The following is a 16,606-nucleotide window of genomic DNA, read 5'->3' as shown; positions in this document are numbered from 1 at the left end:
ATTGAAGGCCTGGGCGACACTTCTGGCGCTTTGTGAGTGCCGAAGGGCCGTCAGGGTGCTGCACGTGATACCGCTTTTCTGTTCGCTCCCGACTATCACCGAAGCCTTGCAACGGTCCCGGGGGGCTGAAAAGTCCGCGTATTCTGCCCAAAAACGGCCCGTGATGCGCAAATTGCAACAGTGATGTGCCGGTTTGTGCTTTTTGCAGTGCAGCATCGAATGCCGGCATGCAGTCATTGCCAATGACGGAAGACTATGTCGGCAGCAAGGATCATCTGTTGGTGCGGGTTTCGAACGGTGCGGCCTGTGTTTGCACGCATGATGCAACGCACAAGTCATGCCAGACTGTGGAAAACCCTAATGCAGTCCGTGCGCACCGGCCGGATGCCGGGCCGGGCCGGGAACCGGGCGCGCGGCGGCAAAGGAAAGGGGCGCCGCAGCGCCCCGATCCAGTTCATCTTCGTCCGCCTGCCGCACGGCCGTGGTGCGCGGCGGGCGCTTCACGCCATCAATTCAGTGCTTCCCACTTGCCGCCCTGGAAGCGGTACAGCGTCACGCCGGCGTCGAGGATGTCGCCGTTCTTGTCGAAGGCGATCTTGCCGGTCACGCCCTGCATGTTGAGCTTCTGCAGTGCGGGCAGGTACTTCGCAGGTTCGACCGAGCCGGCGGCCTTCATCGCCTCGATCAGCGCCATTGCAGCGTCATAGTTGTACGGCGCATAGAGCTGCACGTCGCCCTTGTAGACTTCCTTGAAGCGCTTGTTGAACGCGCCGCCGCCCGGCATCTTGTCCATCGGGATGCCGGCCTGCGTGCAGTAGGTGTCGCCGCTGATCGCGTCGCCGGCGAGTTTGATCATCTCGCCCGTGCAGGTGCCGTCGCCGCCGAGGAACTTCGCGGCGATGCCCAGCTGCCGCATCTGGCGCAGCATCGGTGCGGACTGAGCGTCCATGCCGCCGAAGAACACGGCGTCGGGCTGCTTGGCTTTGAGCTTGGTGAGGATCGCGGTGAAGTCGGTCGCCTTGTCGGTCGTGAACTCGCGGCCCACGACCTGCAGGCCTTCCTTCTTCAGGCTCTCGGCGAAGGCGTCGGCGAGGCCCTGGCCGTAGGCGGTGCGGTCGTCGATGATCGCGATCTTCTTCGCGCCGAGCTTGTTCGCATACTTGGCCATCGCCGCGCCCTGCTGCAGGTCGTTGGCGATGACGCGGAACGTCACCTTGTAGCCCTGCTGGGTGAGCTTCGGGCTGGTCGAGGACGGGGTGATAACGGGGACACCGGCCTGTTCGTAGATGCGCGAGGCGGGGATCGAGGCGCCCGAGGTCACGTGGCCGACCACGCCCTTGACGCCGGCGTCGGTCAGGCGCTGCGCGACGGTGGTCGCCGTGCGCGGGTCGGCCTGGTCGTCCTCGCTGACGAGTTCGAACTTGACCTTCTGGCCACCGATCGTGGTGCCCTTGGTGTTGGCGTCTTCGATCGCGAGGCGTACGCCGTTTTCTCCGTCCTTGCCGATATGGGCGATCGGGCCGGTAAGCGGGCCGGCGTGGCCGATCTTGACGACGGTCTGGGCGTGGGCGGCCGACAGGCCGGCGGTGACGAGTGCGAGGGCGATCAGGGTCTTCTTCATGAACCGTTCTCCGAAGCGTTGTATGCGGACAGGGGCCGGTTCGCGATTGTGCCGCGCCCCGGTATGGTGCGATTCTAGCCCACGCCCGGCGTGCGCCGACATAATGTGGCTGCCCGTCACCTTTGAGGAGAATGTGCCCGATGAATCGCCTGTTCGCCCTGTTGTGCAGCCTGCTTGCGGCGCTGGGGCTCGCCGCATGCGATCACTTCAATTTGAAGGAGCTGGAGCCGGGCGTGTCGACCGCCGCCGACGTGCGCCAGCGCTTCGGCCCGCCGCAGATGGAATGGCACAACGATGACGGCTCGGTGACGTGGGAATACACGCGCCAGCCCATGGGCACGGAGTGCTTCATGATCACGATCGGCACCGACGATGTGCTGCGCAAGGTCGATCAGGTGCTGAACGAAAACAACTTCGGGCGCATCCAAAGAGGCATGACCGGGGACGAAGTGCGGCGCATCCTGGGCGCGCCGGGCACGCGCGAGCGTTTCGAACTCGCGAAGGAAACCGTGTGGGGCTGGCGCGTCGGCAAGGAGGGTTCGGGCGATCCGGTGTTCTTCCTGGTGCATTTCAACGATGACGCGCGTGTCGCGCGCACGAGCCGGTATGTCGAACTGCGGGGGTGAGGTCGTGACAAGGGCTGCAACGAAGGCAGGACGGAGCCGCATCGCCATGCTGCTCGTGGTGGCGGCGCTGGTTGCCGGCTGCGCGCAGGTGGGGGGCTTCCGTCCGGTGGCGAGCGAAGCCGAGGCCATTGCCGTGCATGGCGAGCCGGCGCGGCGCTGGCAGAACGAGGACGGCACGCGCACGCTGGAATACCCGACGCAACCCTTCGGTCACGTCACGCTGATGGTGACCGTCGATGCCTCGGGGGCCGTGTTGCGGCAGGAAAATGCGCTGTCCTTCGAGAACCTCACGCGCGTCGAGCGTGGCATGACGCGCGAGCAGGTGTCGCGCCTGCTCGGCACTCACCGCACGGTCGAATTCTTCCGCCTGAGCGGCGAGGAAGTGTGGGACTGGAACATCGAGAACGACGGACCGGGCATCTACACCTATTTCAACGTGCACTTCATCGACGGCAAGGTCGTGCGCACGAGCCGCACCTACATCTTCGCGCCCGACGGGCCGGTAATGGGCGGATCTATCGGCTTTCCGGCGTTTCCGCGTGTTCCGTCGAGTCCCCTGCGCCCACGCCACCTGATGATGGCTGCCCCGTTCGCCGGCTGATCCGTGCCGCCGGCCGCCAGTCGCGGCACGGTCACCGTTTATACTGCGGTGCAACACACACCGGCAGCGGGTAGCGCGATGATCCACGCAATGAGCCATTTTCTCGCCGACGACGGCGAACACATCCACGTGAAGATCGAAGGCGAGGGGGCGCCGCTCGTGCTGCTGCACGGCTGGACGGCGAGCCACCGCGACTGGAGCCCCTTCATAGAGGCCTTCGCCGCGCGCCATCGCGTGTACCGCTGGGATGCGCGCGGGCACGGCGGCCATGCCCCGCACGCGCACACCCCCGTGAGCGCGGCGCGCATGGCGCGCGACCTGGAGCAGATGCTCGAGCACTGGAAGCTGCGCGACGCGGTCGTCATCGGCCATTCGATGGGCGCGCTGACGCTGTGGCAATACATCCGCGATTTCGGCTGCGACCGCCTGCGCAAGCTCGTGATCATCGACCAGTCGCCGCGCATCCTCACCGACGAGCACTGGCGCTGGGGCATCTACGCCGACTTCGACGCCGCGCGCAACGCCGCTTTCGTGCGCTCGCTGCAGGAAGACTTCGCCGAAGGCGTGCTGCGCCTGGTCGGCCAGAGCCTCAACGAGCGTGCGCGGCGCAAGTACGTGGAGAACGGCGAAGGGATGACGCTTGCGCGCCAGCGCCTGCGCGAGATGGCGCCGCAGCCGCTGATCGACTGCTGGTCCAGCCTCGCCGCGGCCGACTACCGCGACGTGCTGGAAAGGATCGACGTCCCCTCGCTGCTGGTCTATGGCGGAGCGAGCAATTTCTACCACACCCGCACCGCCCACTACGTGCGCGACAACATCCCCAATGCGCTGCTGCACATCTACGAAGACGTCGACCATGCGCCGCACCTGTGGCAGCGCGAGCGCTTCGCACGGGACGTGCTCGACTTCATCGACAGCGAAGACTGAGCGCGGGCGGCGGACGGGGCACTACTTGGGCGAGCAGAACCACAGCTTGTTGCCCTCGCTGTCGAGGAAGGCGCCGATGTAGTGGGCGCCGTCGTAGAGCTCGACGGCATCCGATATGTTCACGTCGTGTCCGCGCAGGGCGGCTTCCAGTGCGCGCGCGTCCGCGCACTCCAGCGTGATGCGCGGATTCGGCTCCGCGGTCGGCGTGCCGTACCAGTCGTCCTTCAGCATCAGCACGGTGCCGCCGAGTTCGAAACCGACCTGCCGGCCGCCTTCGCTGGCCGGGGGCAGTCCGAGCGTTTCGCCATAGAAGCTGATTGCGCGCGCAAGGTCGCGCACAGCGAGCGCGACGACCTTCACGCGTTTCAATCCGAGTCGGGGTGTGGTCATGATGATCTGCTGCCGAAACGGAGGCCGCAGCTCATTCCGGATTCTGCGTCCGGTCCCGGGGCTGGCCCCCAGTGAGAGAGCCGCCGTGATGATTGCGCACGGCGGACCGCCGGTACACGCTCGCGCGGGCACCGATGCTTCACGCTAGCACCCGTGCGGGAAAGCGCAAGGCGCATGGCGGCGGTGCGGATCCGACCGCCCGATCGCCCGTCCGCCGGCGCACGCGCGCGGCAAGCGCAGCTTTCGCAAGCAAAGTGTGATGACCCTGTCAATAGAGTCATTCATCTAGTCCTGCACTCCATCGTCTGGATTTTTTCACCGGATCGGGGCGCGTAGCCTGCGCGGGTACATAGGGCAACACCCGCGCCGCGGCCAATGCAGGCGGCCCCGGCTCCAGCGTTCGACAACCGGAGGAATACCGACATGTCACATCGCACCCTGCGCGTCCTCTTCGGACTCGCCCTCGGCGCCGCAACCGCAGGCGCGCTCGCCGGCAGCGGGACCGATCCCGCCGACTACAATGCCTTCTACGCGCCCGCCTACCAGATTCCGGACCCCGGCCTGATGGGCACGTCGGCGGCGCGCGGAAAGGACATCTTCCGCTCGACCTACCGCTATCTCGGCGCCGAAAGCGGAAACGTCGCCGCGAACGGCAAGCCCTACGTCGGCAACAAGCTCGCCTGCGGCAACTGCCACATGGACGAAGGCACGCGCCCCTACGCGGTGCCGCTGGTCGTCGCCGCGATCGAATACGCGGACCCGAAGTTCAGCGCACGCGAGAACGTCGCACGCGACCTGCCGATCCGCATCAACGGCTGCTTCGAGCGCTCGCTCGCGGGCGAGATGATCCCCACCGACAGCCAGTGGATGAAGGATCTCATCGCCTACGTCGAATTCCTGTCGACCGGCTTGCAGCCCGGCTACACCTGGCAGCAGGTGCCGGGCCAGGAGACCCGCAAGCCCGCAGCCCTGTCGCGAGCCGCCAGTCCGACGCGCGGCGCCAACATCTACCAGGACCGCTGCCGCAGTTGCCATCAGGAAGACGGTTCGGGGGTGTGGCGCGACGACGAGAAGCGCTTCCGTTACCCCGCGCTGTGGGAGGCGAACAGCCACGGCCTGATGGCCGGCATGGGGCGGCTGCAGACCGCAGCGGCCTTCGTCTACAGCAACATGCCGCACGACAAGGTGAATGCCCTCGACCCGAACACGCTGATGGCCGCCGAAGATGCGTGGGACGTCACCGCCTACCTGCTGTCGAAGCCGCGCCCCTTCAACCCGCGCCACATCACGGAGGACTGGGTCGGCGTGGGCCCCGACGGGGTGCCGAACGCGCTCAAGCGTGCGGTTGACGCCAGCTACGACTTCACCATGCCGCGCAAGGACGCGGCCGGCGCATGGTCGATCGACCCCGCCAATCCGCCCGCCTTCCCGCGCAGCCAGCACATCTACGGCCCGTTCCAGCCGATCACGGACGCCCTCAGCCAGGCGCGCAAGTCGCTCGGGTATTAGCCCGCTCGCCGATCGGGGTAGCGATATTTTGGAGAGGCCCGGAGTGCCGGGCCTCCTCGCGTTTTTCGCGCACCGGGCACATTCTTTCGAGATCCGCCGGGCAGGGTGCATCCCGTACCCGAAATGCGTAGCGCGTACCCATTCCGGTCGAGCTTTTCGCCAATCTTCCATACTGTTACAATTCTTTTCAGGGGTGTGACGCCCTCCGATATCATCGGTTCAGAATCCGTTCGGGCATGCGCGGGGAATTTCACCCGGGTCCGTGCCGCCCGGTTTATCCGCAGCTATCCCGGCTGGACATCCACGCATGACGTCTGACACCTTCCGCACCCACGTGGGCCATCGCGAGAACGCCCGGGGGGCCGGGGCAGGCTTCACGCTGATCGAGCTGCTGATCGCCGTCGCGATCGTCGCGATCCTCGCTGCGATCGCGATCCCGTCCTATACCGGGTACATCCAGCGCAGCCGCATTTCCGAGGCGATCAACGAGCTGGCCACGCTGCGCATGCGCCTCGAACAGTACTACCAGGACAACCGCAACTACGGTTCCACCGGCTCGGCCTGCGGCGTTCCGGCGCCGTCCGCGGACGCCTTCGCCATCAGCTGCAACGACGGCGGCGGCAGCAACCAGACCTTCCTCGCGACGGCGACCGGCAAGGCGTCACGCAACATGGCCGGCTTCACCTTCACGATCAACCACGACAACCTGCGGCAGACGACGGCCTTCCCCGGCGCAAGCTCCCTCCCGCGCGACTGCTGGCTCCTGCGCGCGGGCGATTCGTGCTGAAGCGACGGCGACACGCAGGGCGGCAGAAGGGTTTCACCATCGTCGAGGCGCTCGTCGCCATCGGCGTGCTCGCGATACTGGCGTCCCTTGCGGCGCCGAGCTTCGAGACGACCCTCGTGAATTTTCGCGTCCGGGTAACGGCCGAAGGGCTCGTCTCCGGGCTGCAGCTCGCGCGCGCCGAGGCACTGCGGCGCAACCAGCCCGTGCGCTTCACGCTGGCCGACGGCCGCGGCAACTGGTCGGTCGCGACCGTGAGTCCCGTGAGCACGCTGCAGGAAGCGAAGGGAAGCTCGGCGGCCGGGGTGACGATCACACCGAATCCGTCGCAGACCAACGTCGTCTTCCTGCCGACCGGTCTTGTGGACACCGCCTCGCCCCGTATCGAGGACATCGATCTCACTACGCGCGTGCCGGGCGTGAATGGCCTGCGCGTACAGGTGCATGGCGGAGGCCTGGTGCAGATGTGCGATCCCGCCGCGACGGGGAGCGATTCGAGAAAATGCTGAGGAGCGCGAATCGGGTCGGCTCGCGCAGCGAGTGCGGCTTCAGCCTGATCGAGGGCCTGGTTGCCCTGCTCGTGTTCTCCGTCGGCGCGCTGGGCCTGATCGAGATGCAGGCGCGCGCCGTCCAGCTGAGCACCGAAGCGCACGACCGCGCGAACGCCTCCCTGCTCGTGAATCGCCTGTTCGCCGAGGTCGCCCTGAAGGACACCGCCGACACGCCGGATCCGTCCGAGAAATATCTGCTGACGCGAACCACCTGCACCGACGGCATCTCGACCTCCCATCCGGCCTACACGTGGACGCGGCAGGTGTGTGCTGAGTTCGATGACGCAAGCATCCGCATCGAACGCCCGGCCGGCGTGTCGGCCTACTCCCTGATGGTGACCCTGGAGTGGGCCGGGCGGTACAAGCACAAGGACGGCAGCGTCGTGACGCGCGACCCGCGCCGCCATCAAGTTACCAACCGCTTCCACTGGCAGTGACCATGCAGCGTACCAAGCGTGCAAACCGACCCGCCGCGTCGCGCTCCAGTCGCGGGATTTCGCTGGTCGAACTGATGATCGGCCTCGTCGTCGGGCTGATCATCACGCTCGCGATCACCTCGTCCGTGGCGACCATCGGCAAGCAGTTCCGCATCACCGGGGCGGGGCATGCCGCAGCGGAGGGTGCGCAGGTCGCCGTGGCGCTGATGGATCGCGACCTGCGCGGGGCGGGGGCGGCCCTCTTCAACGGCTCGTTCGCGAATTTGTGCCCCGGTTTCAACTTGTACGACAAGGGCGTGGTGACCGCCGACAACGGCAACCTCTACAGTCTCAATTATCCCGTCCGGATCGAATCGGGGGCGTCGGCCACCGCGTCGGACATGGTCGAGATCATGGTCGGGGCGCCGGACTTCTACGTCGGGGAGATCCTGCCGATCGTCAAGGAGATGCCCAGCTCCTCCGACATCATGAAGATCAGCGACACGAACCTTGCGTCCGAGGATCAGATCCACGTCGGCGATACGGTGCTGGTGGTCCAGGCGCCGCCGAACGAAACCAGGGCCCCGTGCACGCGCTTCAAGGTCACCAAGATCTCCGGGCAGACCCAGGCCGATCAATGCACCAACTTCAAGGCGGGCTGCAACGTCCATTTCGGCAGCACCGCGGGCGACGTGGTCAACGACTTCAACCCCGTCAATCCGAATACGACCTACACCCGGCCGGTGTCCTACAGCGCGGGCTCGCTGGTCTTCAAGATGCCGCCCGGGTGGGTGAAGCCCGAGTTCGAGTACGTCCAGTATGCCGTCGGCTGTGGCGCGCTGCTGCGCTACGATCCGAAGAAGGTCGATCCGGTCGCGCTGCGCACCGCGTGCCCGGCCACCTACAAGAACTACGCGATGGCCGCGGACATCGTGATGCTGAAGGCCCAGTACGGCATCTCGACCGACGGCAGCGACCAGATCGCAGTATGGGAAAATGGCCCTACCGCCGCCCAGTTGGCCGCCTTCAATGCGACGCAACGCGACGAGTACCTGAAGAAGCTGCAGCGCGTGAAGGCCGTGCGCCTGGCGATGGTCGCCCGCAGCCGTGAGCCCGACAACAGCACGGTCACCGCCCAGGCGCCCCAGGTATTCGACGGTACGCTCACGCTGAATCTCGGCGGGACTGCCGTGCCGGCCGGCAGGACCTGGCAGAACTACCGCTACCGGGTGCATGAAACGGTCGTTCCGCTGAGGAATCCGCTATGGAACCGATGAGCGAACGCGCCTTTCCTGCGCGCTGGCGCCGCGCTCGTCACGAGGCGGGCGTGGTCCTCCTCATCGCGTTGATCGTCCTCGTGCTGATGAGCCTTGCCGCAGCCTCGGTGATCCGCTCGACCGACACCGGGACGCTGGTCGCGGGCAACCTGGCATTCCGCCAGGCGACGATGTACGCCGGGGATATCGCGGTCAACCGGGCTGTCGAGGAGCTGCAGTCCGGCGCCTACATCGGGCGCACGTACTACCGCAGCGCCTTCTACTTCAAGGATGCCGCGGGCAAGCCGAACTTCAAGGACGCCGGCCGGATCGCCTCCGACGCGATCTGGGAATCGACCGACGTGCCCTGCATCGACGAGAACGGCCGTGCGACCGATTGTGCCGCGGACACGGGCGATTACCGCATCCAGTACCTCATCGAGCGCCAGTGCAAGTCCGACCCCGTGCTGACCGATGGCGAGGATATCCGCAGCAAGTGCACCGTCGATCCCGAAACGGTCGCGCTGGCGGCGGCCGACGCCTTCGCGAAGAAGAGCGGCTCCACCGTGCCCCCGATCGAGGCGGACACGCTCGACCTCTATTACCGCGTCATCATCCGCGCGCGCGGCCCGCGCGGCGGCGTGAATTTCTACGAAGCGATGCTCGCCGCCAAGGCCCAGCCGGGCACGTGAGCAAACGCAGTCGCTTCCGGAGCAGAGTCATGCACAAGCCGATTCCACGAATCGCCACGCTCATTTCGTCCTGCCTCGCCCTCCTCGCCGCCTGTGCCGCAGCGCCGCTGGCGGCGCAGACCGACCTCGCCGACTACCCGATGGTCGTCGGCAACAACGCGCCGCCGAACTACCTGTTCGTGCTCGACAATTCGAGCTCGATGAGGAACATCCTGCCCGAGGCGCCGTATTCGGCGACATCGGGTGTTTACGCATGCCCGACGGACAAGCAGATTGCGTCCACGGATGCCGTCTATCTGGCGCTCGTGGGCAACAAGCCGCGGGTGCGACTGATCGTCGGCAAGCAGTCCAAGCTGCCCAGCTGTACCGACACCTCCCCGTGCGAAGTCGGCGTCGACGCGAACCAGGTGTGTTTCGCCGATTCCGTGAGCTATGACAACGTGCGTCTGCTGGTGGACACCGACGGGATGGTCTATGCGCCCGGGCGTTATTCCGGACACTACCTGAACTGGTATTTCCGCACCGGCGCCCTGACCGCCTGGAGCGACCGCAAGCCGGATACCCGGACGCGCCTGGATGTCGCGAAGGCCTCGCTCCTCGACGCGCTGGCGGCGATCCCGGTGTCGTCGACCGGGGGCGGCGTCAGGGCGGGCCTGGCGACCTACAACGGCGCCGATGGCGGACGGCTGGTCCGGGCCGTGGAAGCGCTGAACATCAGCGCGTTCAAGACGAGCCTCGCCGGGATCGGCGCCGCAGCCAGCGTCGATGCGGCGCCCTTGTCCGAGGCACTCGCCGACGTCGGCCAGTATTTCAGCGTGGGCTACACGGGATCGCTCACCCTGCGTTCCGGCAGCACCGTGAGCGTCAATGAATTCTTCCGCCAGGGCGCTTCCGCCCCGCACCGCCTCCTCGATCTGGGCACCGCGACGGCGCCAGTGCAGAGCGGCTACTGGTGCCAGCGCAACCACGCCTTCCTGATGACCGATGGCCTTTCGTCCGAGGACCGGGCCCTGTCGAACAACGCCTACCTGTGCGACTACGATGGAGACAACGGGGGAGGCACGAAGTGTGACACTTCGAATTTCGACACAAAACTCAAGGATGCCAACCACCTGTACGGCACGAACGGCAGCGATTTTCTCGATGACGTCGCCCAGGCCCTCTACGAGACGGACCTGCGCCCGGATATCGTGCATCCGAAGGGTGAGAAGAAATCCAACAACGTCCGCACCTACACGATCGCGTTCGGCGATGCCTTCACGGATCCGCTGAAGGATCCGCGCAAGGACTCGCTGCTGGTCGAAGCCGCCCGCCAGGGCGGCGGCGTATCGGCCAAGGCCGGGAGCCAGTCCGAACTGGCTCGCGCCTTCACCGGCGCAGTCAATGCCGCTTCGCAGCAGGACAGCGCGGCCGCGGCCGTCGCCGTGACGAGCCAGCGCATCGCTGCGAACACCATCGGCTACGAATCCGTGTATCAGTCCGGTTACTGGACGGGCGACCTCATCGCGCACTCGCTGGACCTCTCGACCGGCCTGCCGATCGGCGATGCACTGTGGTCGGCGCAGAAGAAACTGGACGGCCTCGCCAGTCCGGCAGCGAGCCGCAAGATCGTTTCGCTGAAAGGATCGAGTGGGGCGGCATTCACCGCCGGCAATTTCGCCGACACGGCGACCGGATTGACCGCGGAGGTGATCGACTACATCCGCGGCGATCGCAGCAGGGAAGGCGCAGGCTTCCGGCCGCGCCAGCACCTGCTCGGCGACATCATCAACGCCGAGCCGGTGTATGGCAGCTTCACCAGCGGCCCGGTGGTCTTTCAGGCCGCCAACGACGGCATGCTGCATGCGTTCGGCGGCGGCGACGACCTGAACAACGATGGCGGCGACGAGTTGTGGGCCTACGTGCCGAAGCTGCTGCACGGCGAATTGTCGCGTCTGGCCGACCCGAACTACGCACACCGCTATTTCGTCGATGCGACGCCGGCCCTCGCGCAGGTCAGCACCGCGAGCTTCAAGGGGATGCTGCTGGTCGGCGGGCTGGGCAAGGGCGGCAACGGCTACTACGCGCTGAATGTCACCAATCCCCGGCCGGCCACCGAAACCGCTGCGGCGGCGATGGTGAAATGGGAGACCGTTCCTTCCACGACAGGCAGCGGCTTCAGCTTCGGCACGCCGCTGATCGTCCGGACGCCGAACGACGGCTGGCTCGTGCTCGTCACGTCGGGCTACAACAACAGCGACGGTAAGGGTTACGTATGGGCGCTCGATCCCGCCGACGGGCGGATCATGAAGACGATAGCCACCGGCGTAGGCTCGGGCACCGCCCCGGCGGGGCTTACCCATCTTTCGCGGCTGAGCATCGCGGCGGCGGATGACGTCGCGTACTACGTGTACGGTGGCGACCTGCTGGGCAATGTCTGGCGCTTCGATCTCTCCAACTGGACGGCGGTGAAGATTGCGGAGCTGAAGGACGGCGCGGGCGCGCCGCAGCCCGTCACGAGTGCGCCCGCGGTGGGGCAGGTGGCGGGCGACGCGAACAAGTTCCTCGTCCATGTCGGTACCGGGCAGTATCTGGGCGAAACCGATGTGCCGGGAGCGGGCCAGAACGCCCACGCGACGCAGACGCAAACGATGTACGGCATCATCGACGACGTCAGTTCCGTTTCCCCCGCCCTGCCCGACATCCGCGGCAGCAATGGCAGCAGCTGTCCGAAGGGCGGCGGCAACGGGGCTTTCGTGTGCCAGGGCACAGCCAGCCTGACCGCGACGACCGTCACCGTGACGACCAATCCGCTGCAGGCGGGCGTGCAACGCGGCTGGTACTGGGACATCCCCATGCAATACGGGCGCGTGAACACCAATCCGGCGCTGGATCCATCGGGCGTCCTGGTGTTTACCGTGAACCTTCCGGTGCGTGAAATCTGCGGCAAGGGGGGCTCGAGCTGGTTGATGATGATCGATGCGGGCACAGGGGGCGCAATCGTGAAGAGCTCCAGCTCGACCGAGCTCTACGCCAGCGGCCAGTTCATCGGCGACGTCCTCGCCAGCCGGCCCGTCATCGTCGTGACCTCGAAAGGCAAGTTCGTGCTGACGCGTACGACCGGTGCCACGACCGTGTCCAAGCAGCTTCCCAGTCGCCCGGGCGGGGGCGCCTCCAAGGGCGCCCGCGTGATCTACTGGCGGCCGCTGATGTGACTTCCAGGTTTTCCCGCCGGCTTGGCACCGACGGGAAAATTCCATAGAATCTCCCGATTGCCGAGGAGCGCTGCGACCCGATTTTGACGGGCCAGGCTCGGCAACCGAACAACGGCGCTCGCAAACCACTACCGGGGTTTGCCGCGCCGTTTGCTTTTGTGCGCTCTTGCGGCCTTCGCCCGGTGCCTGTGAATTCGCCAGACCGAGGTAGAACATGCAAACCGACCGCTCCAACGAAATCCGCGACCTTCTCGCCCGCCGCATCCTGATCCTCGACGGCGCGATGGGGACGATGATCCAGCAGCACAAGCTGGGCGAGTCGGACTACCGCGGCGAACGCTTTCGCGCACATCCCAAGGATCTCAAGGGCGACAACGATCTCCTCGTGCTGACGCGCCCCGAGGTCGTCGCCGGCATCCACCGCGCCTACCTCGACGCCGGCGCGGACATCATCGAGACCAACACCTTCAACGGCACGCGCGTGTCGCAGGCCGAATACGGGCTGGCGGATGTTGCCTACGAGATCAACGTTGCGGGCGCCCGCCTCGTGCGCGAGCTGTGCGACGAGTACACCGCCAAGGAGCCGTCGAAGCCGCGCTACTGCGCCGGCGTGCTCGGCCCGACCTCGCGCACGCTGTCGATCTCGCCGGACGTCAATGATCCGGGCTTCCGCAACATCAGCTTCGATGCGCTGGTCGACGACTACTACGATTCGGCGCGCGCCCTGCTCGAAGGCGGCGCGGACCTGCTGTTGATCGAGACCATCTTCGACACGCTCAACGCCAAGGCCGCGGTGTTCGCGGTCGAGAAGCTGTTCGCCGAGATGGAAGCGGCCGGCGGGCACCGCGTGCCGGTGATGATCTCCGGCACCATCACCGACGCCTCGGGGCGCACGCTCTCGGGCCAGACCGCGGAAGCCTTCTGGAACTCGCTCGCGCACGCGCGGCCGATCTCCTTCGGCCTGAACTGCGCGCTCGGCGCGAAGGAGCTGCGCCAGTACGTCGAGGAGCTGTCGCACGTGTGCGACACCCACGTCTCCGCGCACCCCAACGCCGGCCTGCCGAATCCGCTGTCGCCGACCGGCTACGACGAGACGCCCGAAGCGCTCGCGAGCGCGATCCGCGAATGGGCCGAAGCCGGCCTCGTGAACATCGTCGGCGGCTGCTGCGGCACGACGCCCGCGCACATCGCGGCGATCGCGCAGGCCGTCGCGGAGCTTGCGCCGCGCGCGGTGCCGGAAGTCGAGAAGAGGCTGCGCCTCTCGGGCCTCGAACCCTTCAACGTCGGCGCCGACAGCTTGTTCGTCAACGTCGGCGAGCGCACCAACGTCACCGGCTCCAAGGCCTTCGCGCGCATGATCCTCGAAGGCCGCTTCGACGACGCGCTCGCGGTCGCGCGCCAGCAGGTCGAGAACGGCGCCCAGGTCATCGACATCAACATGGACGAGGCGATGCTCGACTCGATGGCGGCGATGGAGCGCTTCTGCAAGCTCATCGCGTCCGAGCCGGACATCTCGCGCGTGCCCATCATGCTCGACTCGTCGAAGTGGAGCGTGATGGAGGCGGGCCTGAAGTGCATCCAGGGCAAGGGCGTCGTGAATTCCATCTCGATGAAGGAAGGCGAGGCGGAGTTCCTGCGCCAGGCGCGGCTGTGCCGCCAGTACGGCGCCGCGGTGATCGTGATGGCCTTCGACGAGAAGGGCCAGGCCGACACCTACAAGCGCAAGACCGAGATCTGCAAGCGCGCCTACGATCTCCTCGTCGGCACGGGCTTCCCGCCCGAAGACATCATCTTCGACCCCAACATCTTCGCCATCGCGACCGGCATCGAGGAGCACGACAACTACGCCGTCGACTTCATCAACGCCGTCGCGTGGATCAAGGCCAACCTGCCGTACGCCAAGACCTCGGGCGGCGTGTCGAACGTCTCCTTCAGCTTCCGCGGCAACGACCCGGTGCGCGAGGCGATCCACACGGTGTTCCTGTACCACGCGATCAAGGCCGGCCTGTCGATGGGCATCGTCAACGCCGGCATGCTCGGCGTCTATGACGACCTCGAGCCCGCGCTGCGTGAAAAGGTCGAGGACGTGGTGCTCAACCGCGCAGTTTCCACGCCTGGGGGTGCCGGCGAGGCGCTGGTCGAGTTCGCGCAGTCGGTGAAGGAAGGCAAGGCGAAGAACACCGGGCCGGACCTCGCGTGGCGCGAGTGGGCGGTCGAGGAGCGCCTGTCGCACGCGCTCGTGAAGGGCATCACCGAGTTCGTCGTCGGCGACACCGAGGAGGTGCGCGCGAAGCTCGAAGCCGCAGGCAAGCCCCCGCTCGCGGTCATCGAAGGTCCGCTGATGGCGGGCATGAACGTCGTCGGCGACCTCTTCGGCGCGGGCAAGATGTTCCTGCCGCAGGTGGTCAAGTCCGCGCGCGTGATGAAGCAGGCCGTCGCGCACCTGATCCCGTACATCGAGGCCGAGAAGCTCAGGACCGGCGCGACCTCCAAGGGCCGCATCGTCGTTGCGACCGTGAAGGGCGACGTGCACGACATCGGCAAGAACATCGTCGGCGTCGTGCTCGGCTGCAACGGCTACGAGGTGATCGACCTCGGCGTGATGGTGCCCGCGGAGAAGATCCTGAATGCCGCGCGCGAGCACGGCGCGCAGGCGATCGGCCTGTCGGGCCTGATCACGCCCTCGCTGGAAGAGATGAGCCACGTCGCCGCCGAGATGCAGCGCCAGGGTTTCGACGTGCCCTTGCTGATCGGCGGTGCGACGACGAGCCGCGCACACACCGCGATCAAGATCGCGCCGCACTACGGACAGCCGGTCGTCTATGTGCCGGACGCCTCGCGCGCGGTCGGCGTCGTCACGGCGCTGCTGTCCGAAGGCGGCGCGGCCGATTTCAAGGCGCAGCTCGCCGCCGACTACGACAGGATCCGCGCGCAGCACGCGAACAAGAAGGGCGTGCAGCTCGTGAGCCTGGAGGCAGCGCGCGCGAATGCCTTCCGCACCGACTGGGCCGCCGAGCCGGTCGCCGCATGCAGCAACAGCCACCAGGCGGGCTACCAGCCCTACCTGCCGCCGAAGCCGAACATGCTCGGCGTGCAGGGGCTCGACGTGCCGCTGGCGGAGTTGGTCGCGTTCATCGACTGGGGCCCGTTCTTCCAGACCTGGGACCTCGCCGGCAGCTTCCCGAAGATCCTCGACGACGAGGTGGTCGGCGAGACCGCGCGCAGCGTGTTCAAGGATGGCCAGGCGATGCTCGCGAAGATCGTCGCCGAGGGCTGGCTGCAGGCGCGCGCCGTGTTCGGCCTCTTCCCGGCCAACAGCGTCGGCGACGACATCGCCTTCTACGCCGACGAATCGCGCTCGGCCGCGCTCGGCCTGTGGCACGGCCTGCGCCAGCAGCACGAGCGCCCGGCCGACAAGCCGCACTACTGCCTGTCGGACTTCGTCGCGCCCAAGGACTCGGGCGTCGCGGACTACGCCGGCGCCTTCGCCGTGACGGCGGGCCTCGGCATCGAGACGAAGCTCGCCGAGTTCGCAGCGGCGCACGACGACTACCACGCGATCATGCTGAAGAGCCTCGCCGACCGCCTCGCCGAAGCCTGCGCGGAGTGGCTGCACGCGCGCGTGCGCAAGGAGTTCTGGGGCTACGCGGCAGACGAGACGCTCGACAACGACGCCCTGGTCCGCGAGGACTACCGCGGCATCCGTCCGGCGCCCGGTTACCCGGCCTGCCCGGACCACACGTCCAAGGGCGGCCTGTTCGCGCTGCTCGACGCGACCAGGCACACCGGCATGACACTCACCGAATCCTTCGCGATGCAGCCGGCCGCCGCGGTCAGCGGCTTCTACCTCGCGCACCCGCAAGCGCGCTACTTCGCGATCCCCAAGATCGGCCGCGACCAGCTCGAGGACTGGGCGCAGCGTACCGGCATGAGCGTGGACGAGGCCGCACGCTGGCTCGCGCCCATCCTGTGACGAAGGGCGCTTGCGCCGCCTCGACGGCTGCACGGCGGGATCCGCCTCCACGGCGCAAGGCACGCG

13 protein-coding genes and 1 riboswitch are annotated in these 16,606 nt (G+C 66.9%); of the genes, 11 read left to right on the top strand and 2 right to left on the bottom strand.

What is annotated here, in order from left to right; all coding sequences use genetic code 11:
- Window positions 1–508: 508 nt before the first annotated feature.
- Window positions 509–1,621 carry a branched-chain amino acid ABC transporter substrate-binding protein gene (locus F464_RS0104050; protein WP_018988499.1) on the bottom strand — a complete coding sequence of 371 codons (1,113 nt, stop codon included), beginning with the start codon at window positions 1,619–1,621 and terminating at the stop codon, window positions 509–511.
- A 140-nt stretch (window positions 1,622–1,761) separates the two neighbouring features.
- Between F464_RS0104050 and F464_RS0104045 the strand changes: the two genes are divergently transcribed.
- From F464_RS0104045 to F464_RS0104035, 3 genes are all read left to right on the top strand, one after another.
- On the top strand, window positions 1,762–2,247 hold the full coding sequence (locus F464_RS0104045; RefSeq protein WP_018988498.1) for a hypothetical protein: 486 nt from the start codon (window positions 1,762–1,764) through the stop codon (window positions 2,245–2,247).
- Between the two features lie 46 nt (window positions 2,248–2,293).
- Complete coding sequence (locus F464_RS0104040; protein ID WP_018988497.1) at window positions 2,294–2,848, top strand: hypothetical protein; 555 nt, start codon at window positions 2,294–2,296, stop codon at window positions 2,846–2,848.
- Between the two features lie 90 nt (window positions 2,849–2,938).
- Complete coding sequence (locus tag F464_RS0104035; protein WP_040394402.1) at window positions 2,939–3,775, top strand: alpha/beta fold hydrolase; 837 nt, start codon at window positions 2,939–2,941, stop codon at window positions 3,773–3,775.
- A 21-nt stretch (window positions 3,776–3,796) separates the two neighbouring features.
- Here the strand turns inward: F464_RS0104035 and F464_RS0104030 are convergent, their stop codons facing one another.
- Window positions 3,797–4,165, bottom strand: a complete 369-nt coding sequence (locus F464_RS0104030) for a VOC family protein (protein ID WP_026295726.1) — start codon at window positions 4,163–4,165, stop codon at window positions 3,797–3,799.
- Window positions 4,166–4,588: 423 nt separating this feature from the next.
- On the opposite strand from F464_RS0104030, the gene F464_RS0104025 reads away from it, so the two are divergent.
- The 8 genes from F464_RS0104025 (at window position 4,589) to metH (ending at window position 16,540) form a co-directional block, all read left to right on the top strand.
- A complete protein-coding gene (locus tag F464_RS0104025) occupies window positions 4,589–5,674 on the top strand; it encodes a c-type cytochrome (protein ID WP_018988494.1) in 1,086 nt (361 codons plus the stop codon).
- Between the two features lie 307 nt (window positions 5,675–5,981).
- Window positions 5,982–6,461: a type IV pilin protein gene (locus F464_RS0104020; protein ID WP_018988493.1), complete on the top strand. Its 480-nt coding sequence runs from the start codon at window positions 5,982–5,984 to the stop codon at window positions 6,459–6,461.
- Window positions 6,455–6,967 (top strand): GspH/FimT family pseudopilin, encoded by a 513-nt coding sequence (locus F464_RS0104015; protein ID WP_018988492.1) that lies wholly within the window; start codon window positions 6,455–6,457, stop codon window positions 6,965–6,967. The genes F464_RS0104020 and F464_RS0104015 overlap by 7 nt, the downstream gene beginning before the upstream one ends.
- Window positions 6,961–7,446 (top strand): type IV pilus modification PilV family protein, encoded by a 486-nt coding sequence (locus F464_RS29810; protein WP_018988491.1) that lies wholly within the window; start codon window positions 6,961–6,963, stop codon window positions 7,444–7,446. Before F464_RS0104015 ends, F464_RS29810 begins: the two co-directional genes overlap by 7 nt.
- A gap of 2 nt (window positions 7,447–7,448) precedes the next feature.
- Window positions 7,449–8,702, top strand: coding sequence for a PilW family protein (locus tag F464_RS0104005; protein ID WP_018988490.1), 1,254 nt, complete (start codon window positions 7,449–7,451; stop codon window positions 8,700–8,702).
- Window positions 8,690–9,373, top strand: a complete 684-nt coding sequence (locus F464_RS0104000; RefSeq protein ID WP_018988489.1) for a hypothetical protein — start codon at window positions 8,690–8,692, stop codon at window positions 9,371–9,373. The genes F464_RS0104005 and F464_RS0104000 overlap by 13 nt, the downstream gene beginning before the upstream one ends.
- A 29-nt stretch (window positions 9,374–9,402) precedes the next feature.
- Complete coding sequence (locus tag F464_RS0103995) at window positions 9,403–12,567, top strand: pilus assembly protein (RefSeq protein WP_018988488.1); 3,165 nt, start codon at window positions 9,403–9,405, stop codon at window positions 12,565–12,567.
- Between the two features lie 56 nt (window positions 12,568–12,623).
- Window positions 12,624–12,694: riboswitch (S-adenosyl-L-homocysteine riboswitch) on the top strand.
- Between the two features lie 87 nt (window positions 12,695–12,781).
- Window positions 12,782–16,540 carry a methionine synthase gene (gene metH, locus F464_RS0103990; RefSeq protein WP_018988487.1) on the top strand — a complete coding sequence of 1,253 codons (3,759 nt, stop codon included), beginning with the start codon at window positions 12,782–12,784 and terminating at the stop codon, window positions 16,538–16,540.
- Window positions 16,541–16,606: the final 66 nt, after the last annotated feature.

This window comes from Aromatoleum toluclasticum ATCC 700605 (assembly GCF_000378245.1).
GTDB classification, from domain to species: Bacteria; Pseudomonadota; Gammaproteobacteria; order Burkholderiales; family Rhodocyclaceae; genus Aromatoleum; species Aromatoleum toluclasticum.
The sequence above is the reverse complement of the archived record's forward strand: the minus strand, read 5'-3'. Positions and strand labels throughout refer to the sequence as shown.